This is a genomic window from Halomonas sp. E14 (assembly GCF_052568415.1).
This window is the reverse complement of the sequence record NZ_CP199423.1, coordinates 1-15,962: the sequence shown is the minus strand read 5'-3', so window position 1 is coordinate 15,962 and position 15,962 is coordinate 1. Positions and strand designations below refer to the sequence as shown.

Genomic DNA, 15,962 nt, shown 5'->3' with positions numbered 1-15,962 from the left:
GGTCAACCGGGGCTCGGGAGCCCAGATGACATCATCTTCCCCCGTGGCCGCTGGCCACGCCGTGGATTCGCCGCTGCGCATCCTGGTGGTACGCAACGACAAGCTCGGCGACTTCATGCTCGCCTGGCCGGCCCTGGCCTGCCTCAAGGCCGCCCTGCCCGAAGCACGGCTCAGCGTGCTGGTGCCGAGCTATACGGCGCCGCTGGCCCGCTGCTGCCCGTGGATCGACGAGGTCATCCTCGACCCCGGCCCCGACGCCGGCAGGCGCGCCCAGCGCGAGCTGCTCGCCGAGCTGCGCAGCGCACGCTTCACGGCCATGCTGACGCTCTTCTCCACGCCGCGCATCGGCTGGCTGGGCTGGCGTGCCGGCATCCGCCATCGACTGGCGCCCGCCACCAAGTGGGCGCAGCTATTCTACAACCATCGCATCGTGCAGCGCAGGTCACGCTCCGCGCAGCCGGAATACCTTTACAACATCGAGCTGGCCGAGGCCCTGGTCGCCGTCCTGGGGGGAACGCCAGCCCCGCGCCCGGCGCCGCCCTTCTGGCCGCTGCCGCCCGGTACCCGGGCGGCCAGGCGCGAGGCGCTTGCCGCCGAGCTGGGCATTGCGGCGTCGCGTCCCTGGCTGTTCCTCCACGCCGGCAGCGGCGGCTCGGCGGTCAATCTTGCGCCCGACCGCTATGCCGCGCTGGCCGTCGCCGTGGAGCAGGGCCTGGCACCCGACGCGCCACGCCCCCACTGGCTGCTGACCGCCGGCCCCGGCGAGGCCCCGGCCGCGCAGCAGTTGTGCGCCATGCTGTGCGCCGAAGGCCTGCAGGCGCAGGTGCTGCCGCCACGCCCAGGCCTGGCCGACTTCGCCCTGACCCTGGCCTGCGCCGACCTGTTCATCGCCGGCTCCACCGGACCGCTGCATGTCGCCGCCTGCCTGAACCGCCCCACAGCAGGGTTCTACCCGGCCCGCCGCTCGGCCACGGCGCTGCGCTGGCAGACCTGCAACGAGGCCTCGCGCCGCCTTGCCTTCAGCCCGCCCGACGGCGCCGCCGACAGCGACATGGCGGCGATCGATCTCGACGCCGCGGCGGCGGCGATCGTCACGCTGCTGAGTCATCGGGCGGCGGAGACGTCCGCGTCCTGATCCACAGGTCGGCATACTTGGCGAAGGTGGAGTGGGCCGATAGCAGGGCCAGCAGCAGCCCCTGGCGGCCATCGAGGAAGCCGGCGCGCAGCAGGTACATGCGCAGGAAGCAGCCAAGCCCGTGCACGACCCCGGCCGACAGGCTGCCACGCTTGCCGCGCGCAGCGCGCTGCTCGGCCCAGGCCTGGGCATAATGGGCCGATTTCTCGAGGTAATGGCGCAGGTCGCGATAGGTGTAGTGCAGCAGGTCGCCCTGCAGCAGCTTGACCGGCAGCCCCGCGGGGTTCTGCAGCTTCTCGTGGACCAGGGCGGCATCGTAGCCCGCCTTGCCCCGGGGGTAGAGCCTGGCGACCCGATCGGGGTACCAGCCGGAGTGGCGAATGAAGTCGCCGAAACACCACGAGAGGCGCGCCAGGGTATGGATGGCCGGCTCGCCTGCCATCGCCGCCCGAATGCTGTCGCGCAGTTCAGGGGTGACCCGCTCGTCGGCATCGACCATCAGGATCCAGTCGCTCTCGACCAGGGCTTCGGCACGCTGGCGCTGCACGCCGAAGCCCTGCCAATCGGCGTTCACCGCCACCTTGTCGGTGTATTCACGGGCGATCTCGCAGCTGGCGTCCTCGCTGCCGGCATCCAGCACCACGATCTCGTCTGCCCAGCGCAGCGTCTCCAGGCAGGCACGCAGGTTGGCTTCTTCGTTCTTGACGATCAGAACCGCGGCCACGCTCATGGGACGTCCTTCCTTCCAGCAGGGCGCCTCAGTGTACTGTCGCCGCCCCGATGGCGGCAAACCGCCCCGCGGCCACCCGCCAGGCATGGCGGTGAGGCAAAACCTGCCCAGCTTGTTAAGCTGATGGCTGAACTCATGCCAGTGCCAGGACCATGTCGATCTCGTTACCCTTTGATACCTTGAAACACCCGCGCTGGTGGGCGCTGACCGTTATCGGGCTATGCCTGGGCTATGCCCTTGCCGTGCTGACCCGGCTGCCCCAGTGGGGCCTGCTGCCGGTAGCCGCCGCCTGGGTGGCGCTGGGCGCCTGGCTGAAGTGGGGCGCAAGTGCCACCGACCGGCCCGCCGTGACCCGCCGTCGCTGGCCCTTCTCGGTGCTGCCCGTCGCGCTGTGGGGGCTCTACGTCTACCTGGCCGAGAGTTTCGGCATCGTCGATCTCGGGGCGGTGTTTTTCCACCTGCAGGCCGGCATGACCGATCACGGCGGCATCAGCCGCATCGGCGCCGCCGTGCTCTACACCTGCGCCATGCTCGGGCTGCTGTCCGGCATCACCTGGCTGATCCGCCATGACGTGCGCTGGCGCAGGATCGAGCCGTTCCTCGCCCTGCTGCTGCTGGTCAGCAACCCGCTGCTCTACGGTGTCACCCAGCGCGGGGCGGCTATCGTCACCGATGACGGCGCCTGGCTCAGCCGCCAGTACGTCACGCCGATCATTCTCGACGCACCGGAGACACCACCGAACCTGCTGCTGATGTACCTGGAAAGCATCGAGCGCACCTACGCCGACCGCGATCGCTTTGGCGACGCCTATGCCGACCTGGACGCCATCGGCGAGCAGGGCCTGGTCTTCGAAGGGGTCCGGCAGATCGACAACACCGGCTGGACCATGGCCGGCATGATTGCCAGCCAGTGCGGCACGCCGCTGATGCCGGCCGGGCTGCTGCACGACCGCCAGTTCACGCCGCTGGACAAGGTGGTGCCCGGCGTCGACTGCCTGGGCGACCTGCTCTCGGCACAGGGCTACCGGCTCAGCTACCTGGGCGGCGCCAGCACCGCCTTTGCCGGCAAGGGGCTGTTCTACGAGGGGCACGGCTTCGACACCGTGCTCGGCCGCGAGGAGCTCCTGCCGCGGCTGGAGGATCCCAGCTACGTCAACAATTGGGGCCTCTACGATGATTCGCTTTACGACTTCAGCCTCGAGGAGCTGCGCCGCCTCAACGCCGAGGAAGGCCCTTGGGGGCTGGTCAACCTGACCATCGCGGGCCACGCGCCCCGCGGTTACCCGGCCCAGGCCTGCGTCGATCGCCAGGGGGAGTCCGATGGCATCGATATCCTCTACTCCGTGGAGTGCTCGGCCTGGCTGGCGCGTGATTTCCTGGCACGGGCCGAGGCCGAGGGGCTGCTCGACAACACCGTCGTGGTGGTGGCCAGCGATCACCTGACCATGCGCGTCTCGGCCTGGGAGCAGCTGATTCAGGGCGAGCGCGACAACACCTTCATGCTGCTGGGGCCGGGGATTCCCGTGGGACGCGAGAGCCGCGAAGCCTCAATGGTGGATGTCTTTCCCACCGTGCTCGAGGCCATGGGCTTCACCATCGACTGGCACCGGGCCGGGCTTGGGGTCTCGCTGCTCTCCGGCGAGCCGACGCTGCTGGAGGCCTATAGCAAGACCGAGATCAACGTGCGTATGCGCGAGGAGACCGCCCTGCAAGAGCGCCTCTGGGAAGGCCTCGCCCCGCAGCCTCAGCCCGTCACCGAGGAGCACGCTCAGGTGGTGGAAACGCCCACCGACGCCACCGGAGAGCGCCCCGCCAACGTCCAGTGAACAACCGTCAGCCGCGTGCGATCACCGCCTCACCGGCACCGAGCAGCGCGGCCAGCACGCGCTGGGGCGAGAGCTGCACCAGGCAGTTGGTGTGCCCCAGCGGGCAGGTGCGTTCGAAACAGGGCGAGCAGCCAAGGCCCAGGTAGTGAATCTCGGCCTTGTCGGTCAGCGGCGGCGTATAGGCTGGTGATGACGAGCCGTAAAGCGCGTGAACGCGGGTGCCTACCGCCGCGGCCACGTGCATCAGTCCAGAGTCGTTGGTTACCACCTGCCGGCAATCAGCGAGTAGATCGACCGCATCGGCCAGGCGCGTCTGCCCGCACAGGTTGTGCACCTGCGCCTGCCCCTCGGCGATGGCGGCACCAGCCTCGACGTCCTTGGGCCCACCCAGCACACGTACCTCGAAGCCCTCCGCGGTGAGGCGCCCGGCCAGCTCACGAAAGTGCGGCAGCGGCCACTGCTTGGCCGGGCCGTATTCGGCGCCCGGCATCATGCCGATGGCGGGGCGTGAGGACAGCCCCAGCCGCACGCGCAGCGCAGCGAGGTTGTCGGCATCGACCCGCAGGTGCGGCCGGGGAATGGCGACGTCGCCGCGCTGCGCCTCGCCAGCGTCGAGCCCCAGCGCCACGAAGCGCTTGACGGTCTGGTCGAGCACCGTCTTGTCGAGCTCGCGGCGATCATTGAGCAGCCCATAGCGCTGCTCGCCGGTGAAGCCGATTCGCCGAGGGATGCGAGCAAGCAGCGGCACCAGCGCCGATTTCCACGAGCGCGGCAGCACGATGGCGGTATCGAAGCGGCCACGCAGCGACCGCGCCAGGGTACGGCGACTGCCCCAGCCGAATTCACCGTGGCCGACGTCCAGCGTAGCCACCTCGTCGACCTCGTTCATGCGCTCAAGAATCGGCTGCGACCAGCCCGGCGCGACCACGCCGATACGGCACCCCGGCCAGCGTTGCTTCAAGGTGATGAATAGGCTCTGGGCCATGACCATGTCGCCAACCCAGGAGGGGCCAACGACAAGAAAACGGGGCGCCGGCGCAGAGGCCTGACTCATCCCCGCGTCCCGTTCAGCCACGCGAGGTAGGCGCGCACCCCTTCGGCTACGGTGCGGAACTCACGGTCGTAGCCCGCCTCGCGCAGGCGCGAGATATCGGCCCGGGTATAGCTCTGGTAGCGCCCCTTGAGCTCGTCGGGGAAGTCGATGTATTCGATGCGCCCGCGGCCGTGGAAGTCGATCACCGCCTCGCCGATGGCCTTGAACGGCTCGGCGCGACCGGTACCGAGGTTAAAGATGCCCGACCTGTCGGGATGGTCGAGGAACCACAGGTTGACGTCGACCACGTCGCCGACATAGACGAAGTCGCGGCTCTGCATCCCTGCTTCGTAGCCGTCCCAGGCACCGAACAGCTTGAGGTCCTGCCCCGCCGAGACCTGGGTATGGTTGTGATAGGCCACGCTGGCCATCTTGCCCTTATGCTGCTCGCGCGGGCCGTAGACGTTGAAGTAGCGGAACCCCACCACTTGGCTGGTCAGCTGATCCCAGCGCTGGCGCACGTACTGGTCGAACAGCAGCTTGGAGTAGCCGTAGACATTGAGCGGTTTCTCGTACTCGGGCTCCTCGCAGAACACCTCGCTGCCGCCGTAGGTCGCCGCCGACGAGGCGTAGAGCAACGGAATGCCCTGCTGCTGGCAGAAATGTAGCAGCACCTTCGAGTACTCGAAGTTGTTGTCGAGCATGAAGCGCCCGTTCCACTCAGTGGTATCCGAACAGGCGCCCTCATGGAAGATCGCCTCGATCGGCGGCAGACGCGAAGGTTCGCCGCGCAGCACCGCCTCGACGCGAGCGCGGAAGTCGTCCTTGTCGAGATAATCGCCCAGGGTGCAATCCGCCAGGTTGACGAACTTGGTGCCGTCGCGCAGGTCGTCGACGACCAGCACGTCGTGCCGCCCACGTTCGTTGAGGGCCTTGACCAGATTCGCGCCGACGAAGCCGGCACCGCCTGTCACTACGATCATTGTGAACCTCACTGGGGGCGCAGCGCTGCGCCTATAACCGATGTGCCTGTGATTGTATACTTGACGCCCTGTGAATTCATGGCCAACGGTGCATCGCAATGACTCTCTCGTCAAACCCGTCGCAGACGCTCTCGACACCCACGTCGACCTCCTCCGGGTCGACGACAGACGTGTCCACCTTCCAGGGCCTGATTCTCGCCCTGCAGCAATACTGGGCCGAGCAAGGCTGCGTGGTGCTTCAGCCCCTCGACATGGAGGTCGGTGCCGGCACCTTCCACCCCGCTACCTTCCTGCGTGCCATCGGGCCTGAGAGCTGGAACGCCGCCTACGTGCAGCCGTCACGTCGCCCCACCGACGGCCGCTACGGTGAGAACCCCAACCGCCTGCAGCACTACTATCAGTTCCAGGTGGTGATGAAGCCCTCCCCCGCCGACCTGCAGGCGCTCTACCTGGGCTCGCTCGAACACCTCGGCATCGACCCGCTGGTGCATGACATTCGCTTCGTCGAAGACAACTGGGAATCTCCCACCCTGGGTGCCTGGGGCCTGGGCTGGGAAATCTGGCTCAACGGCATGGAGGTGACCCAGTTCACCTATTTCCAGCAGGCCGGCGGCCTGGAGTGCTACCCCGTCACCGGTGAGCTCACCTATGGCCTCGAGCGCATCGCCATGTACCTGCAGAACGTCGACAGCGTCTATGACCTGGTCTGGGCCATCGCACCGGACGGCTCGAAGGTCACCTACGGCGACGTCTACCTGCAGAATGAGCGCGAGCAGTCGGCCTACAATTTTGAACATGCCGCTGTGCCGGAGCTGTTCAACGCCTTCGACCATCAGGAGCGTGAGTGCAACAAGCTCCTCGAGGCGGGCCTGCCGCTGCCGGCCTATGAGCAGGTGCTCAAGGCCTCACATACCTTCAACCTGCTGGATGCCCGGCACGCCATCTCGGTGACCGAACGGCAGCGCTTCATCTTGCGCGTACGCACCCTGGCCCGCGACGTGGCCCATGCCTATTACGCCTCGCGCAAGGCCGCGGGCTTCCCGCTGGCCCCCGAGACCCTGCGCCAGGAACTGCTGGCCAAAGAGACCGCCACCGAACAGGGAGACACCTGATGGCTGCCAATACCCTCTTGATCGAGCTAGGCGTCGAGGAGCTGCCGCCGGGTGCCATCGACGCCCTGGCCGATGCCTTGGCCGAGGGCATTCGCCGCGGCCTGACCGAGGCCGAGATCGCCTTTGGTGCCGTGCGCGCCTATGCCACGCCGCGCCGCCTGGCGGTTCAGGTAGCCGAACTGGCCGACAAGCAGCCCGACCGTGAAATCGAACGCCGCGGCCCGGCGCTTGCCGCCGCCTACAAGGACGGCCAGCCAACCAAGGCCGCCGAGGGCTTCGCCCGCTCGTGCGGCGTGGAGGTGAACGACCTGATCCACCTGGAGACCGACAAGGGCACCTGGCTCGGCTACCGCGAGCAGCAGCAGGGAGAGGCCACCACCCGCCTGCTGCCGGCCATCGTCGACAAGGCCATCGCCGCCCTGCCGGTACCGAAGAACATGCGCTGGGGCGCCTCACGCATCGAATTCTCCCGCCCCGTGCATTGGCTGGTGATGCTCTATGGCAACGAGGTGGTCCCGGCTAAGGTGCTGGGGCTCGAGGCGGGCCGTGCCACACGCGGCCACCGCTTCCACGCCCCGCAGCCCTTCGATCTGGCCCATGCCGACGATTACCTGGCCGCACTGGAGCAAGCCTGGGTATTGGCTGATCGCCAGCGCCGCCGTGAGCGCATCCGCGAGCAGGTGCTGGCCGAGGCCGAGGTCCAGGAGGCCCAGGCGGTGATCGACGAGGCGCTGCTCAGCGAGGTGAGCGGCTTGGTGGAATGGCCGGTGGCGCTGTCGGGCACCTTCGACGAGCGCTTCCTCGAGGTACCTGCGGAGTGCCTGATCTCGTCGATGAAGGCCAACCAGAAGTATTTTCACCTGATCGACGAACAGGGCCGGCTGAAGCCTCAGTTCATCACCATCGCCAATATCGACAGCCAGGATCCGCAGCAGGTCATCGAAGGCAACGAGAAGGTCATTCGCCCCCGCCTGGCCGACGCCGCCTTCTTCTACGACACCGACCGCAAGCAGCCGCTGGCGGCACGCATCCCCGGCCTGGCCAACGTGGTGTTCCAGCAGCAGCTTGGCACCCTGGCCGACAAGGCCCACCGCAGCGCCGCCGTGGCCGCCTTCATCGCCGGCCGCATCGGCGGCGACGTGGCCCAGGCACGGCGTGCCGCCGAGCTGGCCAAGTGTGACCTGGTCACCGAGATGGTGCTCGAGTTCCCCGAGCTGCAGGGCATCATGGGCCGCTACTATGCCACCCATGACGGCGAGCCCAGCGAGGTGGCCCAAGCGCTGGAGGAGCAGTACCTGCCCCGCTTCGCCAGCGACCAGATCCCCGCCTCGCACACCGGCCAAGCGCTGGCGCTGGCCGACCGCCTCGACACCCTGACCGGCATCTTCGGCCTCGGTCAGCGGCCCACCGGCACCAAGGACCCCTTCGCCCTGCGTCGTGCCGCCATCGGCGTGCTCAACATCATGATCAAGGGCGAGCTGGACCTCGACCTGCGCGAGCTGCTCGAACTGGCAGCGGCGCAGCACCAGGAGCTGCCCTACGCCGAGGACCTGGTGCAGGAAGTGCTGGCCTACATGCTCGACCGCTTCCGTGCCTGGGCGGCCGACGAAGGCATTCCGGCCGAGGTCTACCTGGCGGTACGGGCGCGCCCCGTGACCCGCCCGCTCGACTTTGCCCGCCGTCTTCGTGCCGTACATGCCTTCACCCAGCGCGAGGAAGCCGCGGCCTTGGCGGCTGCCAACAAGCGGGTCTCCAACATCCTGACCAAGCAGGCCGACGAGGTGGCAAGTCAGGTCGACACCGCCCACCTGCATGAACCGGCCGAGCAGGCCCTGTTCGATGCCATCGAAGCCAGCCGTGGCCAGGTGATGCCGCTATTCGCTGAAGGGCGCTATCGCGAGGCGCTGGACGTATTGGCCGGGCTGCGCTCGCCGGTGGACACCTTCTTCGATGACGTCATGGTCATGGCCGAGGACGCAGCCACCCGTCGCAACCGCCTGGCGCTGCTGGCCGGGCTTCAGGCCCTGTTCCTGGAAGTGGCCGATATCGCGCTGCTTCAACAGTAGGCCTTGCTCCTGAGCTAAAGCCGGCCGAGGCAACTCGGCCGGCTTTTCCTTTTCCCATGTTTCACGTGAAACCATGTCACCGGCCTTGGCACCTCATGTTTCACGTGAAACACTTCATGCATACTTCACTAGTTGGTGTGCCGATGCCCGCTGCCTCTCGTCTCGTCATCCTCGATCGCGACGGCGTGATCAATCACGATTCCGACGCCTACATCAAGACCCTCGGGGAGTGGGTGCCCTACCCCACCGCCATCCAAGCCATCGCCAGGCTGTCACAAGCCGGCTGGACCGTCGCCGTGGCAACGAATCAATCAGGCATCTCCCGGGGCTACTACGACGAAGCCACGCTGGCCGAAATGCACGGTGAGCTTCATCGGCTCGTCAGCGAGGCGGGGGGGTGCATCGCGCACATCGCCTACTGCCCGCACGGCCCCGACGACGGATGCGACTGTCGCAAGCCGCTGCCGGGCCTGCTGGAACAGGTCAGGGAAGCACTGCGGCTCGACACGCTGTCAGGCAGTTGGATGGTCGGGGACAGCCTGCGGGACCTGCAGGCGGGCGAGCGCATGGGCTGCCGTTCGGTGCTGGTACGCACCGGCAAGGGCAGCCGCACGGAAGCCAAGGGCATCGGCCTGGAGCATGCCTTGGTTTTCGACGACCTGGCCGCCTTCGTCGACTGGCTGCTGCACCAGACACAGGCTTGAGCGCCTAGCACCATCCGAACGGACCAACCCAGGCTTGGCACCCGCCATTAGAAAAAAGCCGACCCCTTTCGGGGTCGGCCGTGTCTTGCCAGGCAGCGATGTTTCACGTGAAACAAACCGATCAAACGTCCAGGTTGGCCACCAGCGCATTGCTCTCGATGAACGCTCGGCGCGGCTCCACCTCGTCGCCCATCAGGGTGTTGAACATCATGTCGGCGGCCACGGCGTCTTCGATGGTCACCCGCAGCAGGCGGCGAGTTTCCGGGTCCATGGTGGTCTCCCATAGCTGATCGGGATTCATCTCGCCCAGACCCTTGTAGCGCTGCACGGACAGGCCGCGCTGAGCCTCACCCATCAGCCATTCAAGCGCCTGGTAGAACGTTGCCACCGGTTTCTTGCGTTCGCCGCGGGCCACGTAGGCCCCCTCTTCAAGTAGGCCTTCAAGCGTCTGGCCCAGCGCGGCCATGGCGCGGTAGTCAGCGCTGGTGAAGAAGTCGATGCCCCAAACGTAGTCGGTGCTCACGCCATGCGCCGTCAGCGTCACCGCCGGCAGGAACAGCTCGCGCTCGCGGTCCTCTTCCAGGCGGAAGGTATAGCGTGGACCGCCCTCATAGGCGACAAGGGAGTCCATTTCCTGCTGCAGGTAAGCAAGCCAGTTCTGCATGGTGAGACGATCCTTCAGGCTCGCCTCTCCTTCCAGGCGCGCGGCATGCACCACCTTGCGCAACACCTCGATGGGATAGACTCGCGACAGACGGTCGATGCGCTTCATCACGTCGCGATACTGCCCGACCAGCGCCTCGAGCTGGGTGCCGGTCACCGGCGGCGCGTCCGGATTGACGTAGAGCCTGGCGCCATCCATCGCCGTGGTCGTCAGGTAATCGACCAGCGCCTGCTCGTCCTTGAGGTAGGTTTCCTGCTTGCCACGCTTGATCTTGTACAGCGGCGGTTGGGCAATGAAGACATGTCCGCGCTCAATCAGCTGCGACATCTGGCGGAAGAAGAAGGTCAGCAGCAGCGTACGGATGTGCGAACCGTCGACGTCGGCGTCGGTCATGATGATTATCGAGTGATAACGCAGCTTGTCGGGGTTGAACTCCTCGCGCCCGATGCCACACCCCAGCGCAGTGATCAGGGTGCCCACCTCGGCGGACGAAAGCATCTTGTCGAAGCGTGCTTTTTCGACGTTGAGAATCTTGCCCTTGAGCGGAAGGATCGCCTGCGTACGACGGTCGCGCCCCTGCTTGGCGCTGCCACCTGCCGAGTCACCCTCGACGAGGAACAGCTCGGAGAGGCTGGGGTCCTTCTCCTGGCAGTCGGCCAGCTTGCCCGGCAGCCCGGCGATATCCAGCGCCCCCTTGCGGCGTGTCATGTCACGCGCCTTGCGCGCTGCTTCGCGCGCCCGCGCCGCATCCAGCATCTTGTTGACGATGGATTTGGCATCGTTGGGATTTTCGATCAGGTAGTCCGAGAACAGGCGGCCCATCTCCTGCTCGACGGCTGTCTTCACCTCGGAGGAGACCAGCTTGTCCTTGGTCTGGGAAGAAAACTTCGGATCAGGCACCTTCACCGAGATGATCGCCGTGAGCCCTTCACGAGCGTCGTCACCCGAGGTGGCCACCTTGGACTTCTTGAGCAGCCCTTCTGACTCGATGTACCCGTTAAGGGTACGCGTCAGCGCGGCACGGAAGCCGGCCAGGTGCGTGCCCCCGTCGCGCTGCGGTATGTTGTTGGTATAACAGAAAATATTCTCGGCAAAGGAGTCGCTCCACTGCATCGCCACCTCGACCACGACGCCGTCTTCACGCTCGGCCTCGAAGTGAAAGACCGGGTTGAGCACGGTCTTGTTGCTATTGAGGTGGTTGACGAAGGCCTTGAGGCCGCCTTCGTAGTGGAACAGCTCTTCCTTGCCGCTGCGTTCATCAACCAACCGAATCGCCACGCCAGAATTGAGGAACGAAAGTTCACGCAGGCGTTTGGCCAGGATGTCATAGTGGAATTCGATATTGGCAAAGGTCTCGGGCGAAGGCCGGAAATGCACCCGGGTACCTGTCTTCTCCGACTTGCCGACCACGCCGAGCGGCGCATCGGGCACACCGTGCCGATAGATCTGCTCGTAGACTTGGCCTGCCCGCCAAATGGTCAGCCTGAGCTCTTCGGATAGCGCGTTGACGACCGAAACGCCGACGCCGTGCAGCCCACCCGAGACCTTGTAGGAGTTATCATCAAATTTGCCCCCGGCGTGCAGCACCGTCATGATGACTTCGGCGGCCGACACCCCCTCCTCTTCATGAATATCGGTGGGGATGCCGCGGCCATTGTCACTGACGGTGATTGACTCGTCCGGATGAATGACCACCCGGATCTCGCTGCAGTAACCGGCCAGCGCCTCATCGATGGAGTTGTCCACCAACTCGAACACCATGTGGTGAAGCCCCGTGCCGTCGTCGGTGTCGCCGATGTACATGCCAGGACGCTTGCGTACGGCATCCAGTCCCTTGAGAACCTTGATGCTCGATGAGTCGTAAGCCTGTTCGCTCATTGACTACTCCGTGATGAAGTCTAACGGTGCCTGCGGCACTAGCTGCCCCAGGCCTTGGCTGTCCTGTTTCACGTGAAACATGGCGACGGAGGTACTGGGTAGCCATGCGCCGGACAGGGCTTCGTGTTCGACACTGGTAATGAATGCCTGGCACTGCATCGCTTCCAGCAGGCGGCAGAAGGCGAGGCGGTGAGCGGGATCCAGCTCGGCCGGAAGGTCGTCCACCAGATAGAGGCAGGAGCGACCCGTCTTCTGCTCCAGCAGCTTACCCTGGGCCAGCTTCAGGGCACTAACCACCAGCTTCTGCTGGCCCCGTGAGAGCACTTCTACCGCCGGCACGCCGCCGACACGCAGCCGCAAATCGCAGCGCTGCGGCCCAACCTGGGTGAATCCCATCTGCTTGTCGGTGAGGCGCGACTGTTCGAGCACTTCGCCCAGCGTGCGCCGACTGTCCCAGCCCCGCGAGTAGCGCAAGCTGAGCGAAGGCAGCACCACGAGCTGATTCAAGGTTTCCTCGAACACGGGGGCAAAATCGGCCACCCACGCCTGCCGCATGCGATCCACCACCTCGCCCCAGTGCGCCAGCTCGCGCTCCCAGGCAGCCAGCGATTTGGCGTCCATTCTATCATGCCTGAGCAGGGCGTTCCGATGTTTGAGGGCCAGCCGCGTGCGCCGCCAGGCTTCGTAGAAGTCGTGTTTCACGTGAAACACACCCCAGTCCAGAAACTCACGCCGCCCCGCTGGCGGCCCCTCCAACAAGCGAAAGGCATCGGGGTTGACGACCTGAAGCGGCAAGGCCTCGATCAGGCGGGCCAGGCGGTCGATACGCTCGCCGTTCATGCGGATTTCGAGTTCGGCGGCATCCCGAGTGCGTCGCAGGCCGATCGTGGCAGGGGGGTCGACGCCGAGCCGGGCAAAGAGCGTCAGGTAAGAGGCATGGTGAGCGATCGCGTGCTTGAGCTGGCGAGTGCGAAAGGAGCGCCCCATGCCGAGCAGATGGATGGCTTCGAGAAGACTCGTCTTGCCGCTGCCGTTGGCGCCGACAATGAGATTGACACCAGGCGATGGCTCGACAGCCACCGCCCCGAGATTTCTCAAACCATTGATTTTTAATTGCTTAATCAACATTCATCGGGCCATGAGCAAGCGCCGTGGAGCCAGGGTCGCCCCGTCAGCGCCGCCCAAGAGGCTAGAGGCGCATGGGCATGACCACATACAGCGCATCACCCCCGCCCGGCTCTTCCAACAGCGCACTGCTGTTGGAATCGGCGAGCGTCATCTGCACGCGATCTTCATCCAGCACGTTAAGCACATCGATGAGATAGCCAACGTTGAAACCTATCTCCAACGCATCACCACCATATTCGACCGTTACGTTCTCCTCGGCTTCTTCCTGCTCCGGATTGTTGGCCATCACCTGAAGGTTGCCCTCCTTCAGGTGCAGCCTAACACCGCGGTACTTCTCGTTGGAGAGAATGGAGGTACGCGAGAGCACCTGGCGCAGTTCAGCGCGCTCGGCGATGAATACCTTGTCGCCGCCTCGCGGTATCACGCGCTCGTAGTCGGGGAACTTGCCATCGACCAGCTTCGAGGTGAAGGTGAAATCGCCGGTATGCGCTCGCACATGGCTGGCGCTCAGGGTCAGAGTGACCGGCTCGTCACTGTCGTCAAGCAGGCGCACCAGCTCAAGCACGCCCTTGCGCGGCACGATCAGTTTGCGTGCCGGCTCCACCTGGATCTCGGCCGGGCGGGAACAGACCGCCAGCCGATGGCCATCGGTGGCCACGGTGCGCACCAGGTTGGTCCGGAGCTCGAGCAGCATGCCGTTGAGGTAGTAGCGTACGTCCTGCTGCGCCATGGCGAAGGAGGTCGCATCGATCAGGTGCTTGAGGGTCCCGCGCGGCAGGCTGAGTTCCACATCGCCGGGGCTGTCCTCGATATTGGGAAACTCGGCTACCGGCAGCGTCGACAGGGTGAAACGGGAGCGGCCGCTGCGCAGCACGGCACGCCCGTCCTCCAGGCTGAACTGCAGCTCCGCCTGATCGGGCAACGACTTGCAGATATCCATCAGCTTGCGTGCCGGCACCGTCACGGCCCCGGGAACGTCTACCTGCGAGGCGGCCGTCCTGCCGACCAGCTCCACCTCGAGGTCCGTACCGGTCAGCGCCACCTGCTCGTGATCCACCTGGATCAGCACGTTGGACAGCACTGGTAGGGTCTGGCGACGCTCCACCACGCCGGCTACCAGGGTCAGCGGCTTGAGCAGGGCCTCGCGGGTTATGGAAAATCTCATCTCGGCTCCACGTCTAGTCCTGTAGAAAGGGGTCGGGCGTTGGCGTCATGGGCGGCGAACCCCTCCGCTCAGCTGGTCAGCAGCCGGAGCAGGTTCTTGTAGTCCTCGCGGATGTCCGCGCTCTCTTCCTGCAAGGCCTGCACCTTACGACAGGCATGCAGCACTGTAGTATGGTCGCGGCCGCCGAAGGCGTCACCAATCTCGGGCAGGCTGTGGTTGGTCAGCTCCTTGGCCAGCGCCATGGCCACCTGTCGCGGTCGCGCCACCGAGCGTGAGCGACGCTTCGAAAGCAGGTCCGACAGCTTGATCTTGTAGTACTCGGCCACGGTGCGCTGAATGTTGTCGACTCCCACCTGCTTGTCTTGCAGCGCTAGCAAATCCTTGAGCGATTCGCGAATGAAGTCCTGGGTGATCGGCTTGCCCATGAAGTGCGAGTCAGCGATGACCTTCTTCAGCGCTCCCTCCAGCTCACGCACGTTGGAACGAATCTTCTGCGCGATGAAGAAGGCCGCATCATGGGGGAGATCCACCTTCGCCTGGTCGGCCTTCTTCATCAGGATGGCCACGCGGGTCTCGAGCTCTGGCGGCTCGATGGCCACCGTCAGCCCCCAGCCGAAGCGCGACTTGAGCCGCTCCTCCACGCCGCTGATCTCCTTCGGATAGCGGTCGGAGGTCAGAATCATTTGCTGCCCACCCTCGAGCAGAGCATTGAAGGTATGGAAGAACTCCTCCTGGGAGCGCTCCTTGCCGGCGAAGAACTGGATGTCGTCGATCAGCAGCGCATCGACGCTGCGATAGAAGCGCTTGAAGTCGTTGATCGCATTGAGCTGCAGCGCCTTGACCATGTCGGCCACGAAGCGCTCGGAGTGCAGGTAGACCACACGGGCGTTCTCGCGCCGCCCGGCCAGCGCATTGCCGACTGCGTGCATCAGGTGGGTCTTGCCCAACCCAACGCCGCCGTACAGAAACAGCGGGTTGTAGGCGCCGCCCGGGTTCTCGGAGACCTGACGGGAAGCCGCACGGGCCAGCTGATTCGACTTGCCCTCGACGAAGGTTTCGAAGGTGAAGGCGGGATTGAGGCCACTGCTGTGCTTCAGGCTGCCTTCGACCTGCACTTCCCGCTCACCGCCGCCCCGGCGACCACCGGCTTCCTCACGCAGCTGATCGATCTCGCGCTCGTCGCCGATATCCCCGCGGGGCGGCACCTGAACCGCGGGCGCCAGCGGCGAGCGGGGGCTGGCGGAGACCGGCGCACCGAGCTCGCGCGGCTGAGGCTTGGGCGCCACGGCGCGGCGGCTGCCAACGGAAAGGATCACGCGGGGAGGTTTAGCCGGCGCCAATTCGCGCAGCAGCTCGTTGATTCTCTTGACATACTTGTCCCCTACCCAGTCCCGTACGAAGCGGTTGGGGGCCAGCAGATGCAGTTCGTTGGCCTCGCCCTCTTCCGCCTGCAGCGGTCGAATCCAGGTGTTGAACTGCTGTGCATTCAGCTCGTCCTGCAGATAGTCCAGGCACTGTTGCCAGAGAGCAAGCGACAC

General features: G+C 65.6%; 12 protein-coding genes. 5 read left to right on the top strand and 7 right to left on the bottom strand.

Annotation, left to right across the window (positions count from 1 at the left end):
* Positions 1–25: 25 nt before the first annotated feature.
* Positions 26–1,135: a glycosyltransferase family 9 protein gene (locus ACT7B3_RS00060; RefSeq protein ID WP_445156441.1), complete on the top strand. Its 1,110-nt coding sequence runs from the start codon at positions 26–28 to the stop codon at positions 1,133–1,135.
* Here ACT7B3_RS00060 and ACT7B3_RS00055 read toward each other — a convergent pair.
* A complete protein-coding gene (locus ACT7B3_RS00055; RefSeq protein ID WP_445156440.1) occupies positions 1,092–1,865 on the bottom strand; it encodes a glycosyltransferase family 2 protein in 774 nt (257 codons plus the stop codon). The genes ACT7B3_RS00060 and ACT7B3_RS00055 overlap by 44 nt on opposite strands.
* Before the next feature lie 152 nt (positions 1,866–2,017).
* Here ACT7B3_RS00055 and ACT7B3_RS00050 point away from each other — a divergent pair, with 152 nt between their 5' ends.
* Entirely contained in the window at positions 2,018–3,691 is a 1,674-nt protein-coding gene (locus ACT7B3_RS00050; protein WP_445156439.1) for a sulfatase-like hydrolase/transferase, read from the top strand.
* Positions 3,692–3,698: 7 nt separating this feature from the next.
* Here the strand turns inward: ACT7B3_RS00050 and waaF are convergent, their stop codons facing one another.
* Together waaF and rfaD are read right to left on the bottom strand one after the other, a co-directional pair.
* Positions 3,699–4,745 (bottom strand): lipopolysaccharide heptosyltransferase II, encoded by a 1,047-nt coding sequence (gene waaF, locus ACT7B3_RS00045; protein WP_445156438.1) that lies wholly within the window; start codon positions 4,743–4,745, stop codon positions 3,699–3,701.
* Entirely contained in the window at positions 4,742–5,707 is a 966-nt protein-coding gene (gene rfaD, locus ACT7B3_RS00040) for an ADP-glyceromanno-heptose 6-epimerase (RefSeq protein ID WP_445156437.1), read from the bottom strand. The genes waaF and rfaD overlap by 4 nt, the downstream gene beginning before the upstream one ends.
* Before the next feature lie 98 nt (positions 5,708–5,805).
* On the opposite strand from rfaD, the gene glyQ reads away from it, so the two are divergent.
* The 3 genes from glyQ (at position 5,806) to gmhB (ending at position 9,589) form a co-directional block, all read left to right on the top strand.
* Positions 5,806–6,819, top strand: a complete 1,014-nt coding sequence (gene glyQ / locus ACT7B3_RS00035) for a glycine--tRNA ligase subunit alpha (RefSeq protein WP_445156436.1) — start codon at positions 5,806–5,808, stop codon at positions 6,817–6,819.
* A complete protein-coding gene (glyS, locus tag ACT7B3_RS00030; protein ID WP_445156435.1) occupies positions 6,819–8,885 on the top strand; it encodes a glycine--tRNA ligase subunit beta in 2,067 nt (688 codons plus the stop codon). The genes glyQ and glyS overlap by 1 nt, the downstream gene beginning before the upstream one ends.
* Before the next feature lie 143 nt (positions 8,886–9,028).
* Entirely contained in the window at positions 9,029–9,589 is a 561-nt protein-coding gene (gene gmhB, locus ACT7B3_RS00025; protein WP_445158816.1) for a D-glycero-beta-D-manno-heptose 1,7-bisphosphate 7-phosphatase, read from the top strand.
* Positions 9,590–9,710: 121 nt separating this feature from the next.
* Here the strand turns inward: gmhB and gyrB are convergent, their stop codons facing one another.
* The 4 genes from gyrB to dnaA all read right to left on the bottom strand — a co-directional run.
* On the bottom strand, positions 9,711–12,131 hold the full coding sequence (gene gyrB / locus ACT7B3_RS00020) for a DNA topoisomerase (ATP-hydrolyzing) subunit B (RefSeq protein WP_445156434.1): 2,421 nt from the start codon (positions 12,129–12,131) through the stop codon (positions 9,711–9,713).
* A gap of 3 nt (positions 12,132–12,134) precedes the next feature.
* Positions 12,135–13,259, bottom strand: coding sequence for a DNA replication/repair protein RecF (gene recF / locus ACT7B3_RS00015; protein WP_445156433.1), 1,125 nt, complete (start codon positions 13,257–13,259; stop codon positions 12,135–12,137).
* 61 nt (positions 13,260–13,320) lie between these two features.
* Positions 13,321–14,424 (bottom strand): DNA polymerase III subunit beta, encoded by a 1,104-nt coding sequence (dnaN, locus tag ACT7B3_RS00010; protein WP_444678877.1) that lies wholly within the window; start codon positions 14,422–14,424, stop codon positions 13,321–13,323.
* A 68-nt stretch (positions 14,425–14,492) separates the two neighbouring features.
* On the bottom strand, positions 14,493–15,962 hold a 1,470-nt coding region (dnaA, locus tag ACT7B3_RS00005; protein ID WP_445156432.1), incomplete at its 5' end, for a chromosomal replication initiator protein DnaA.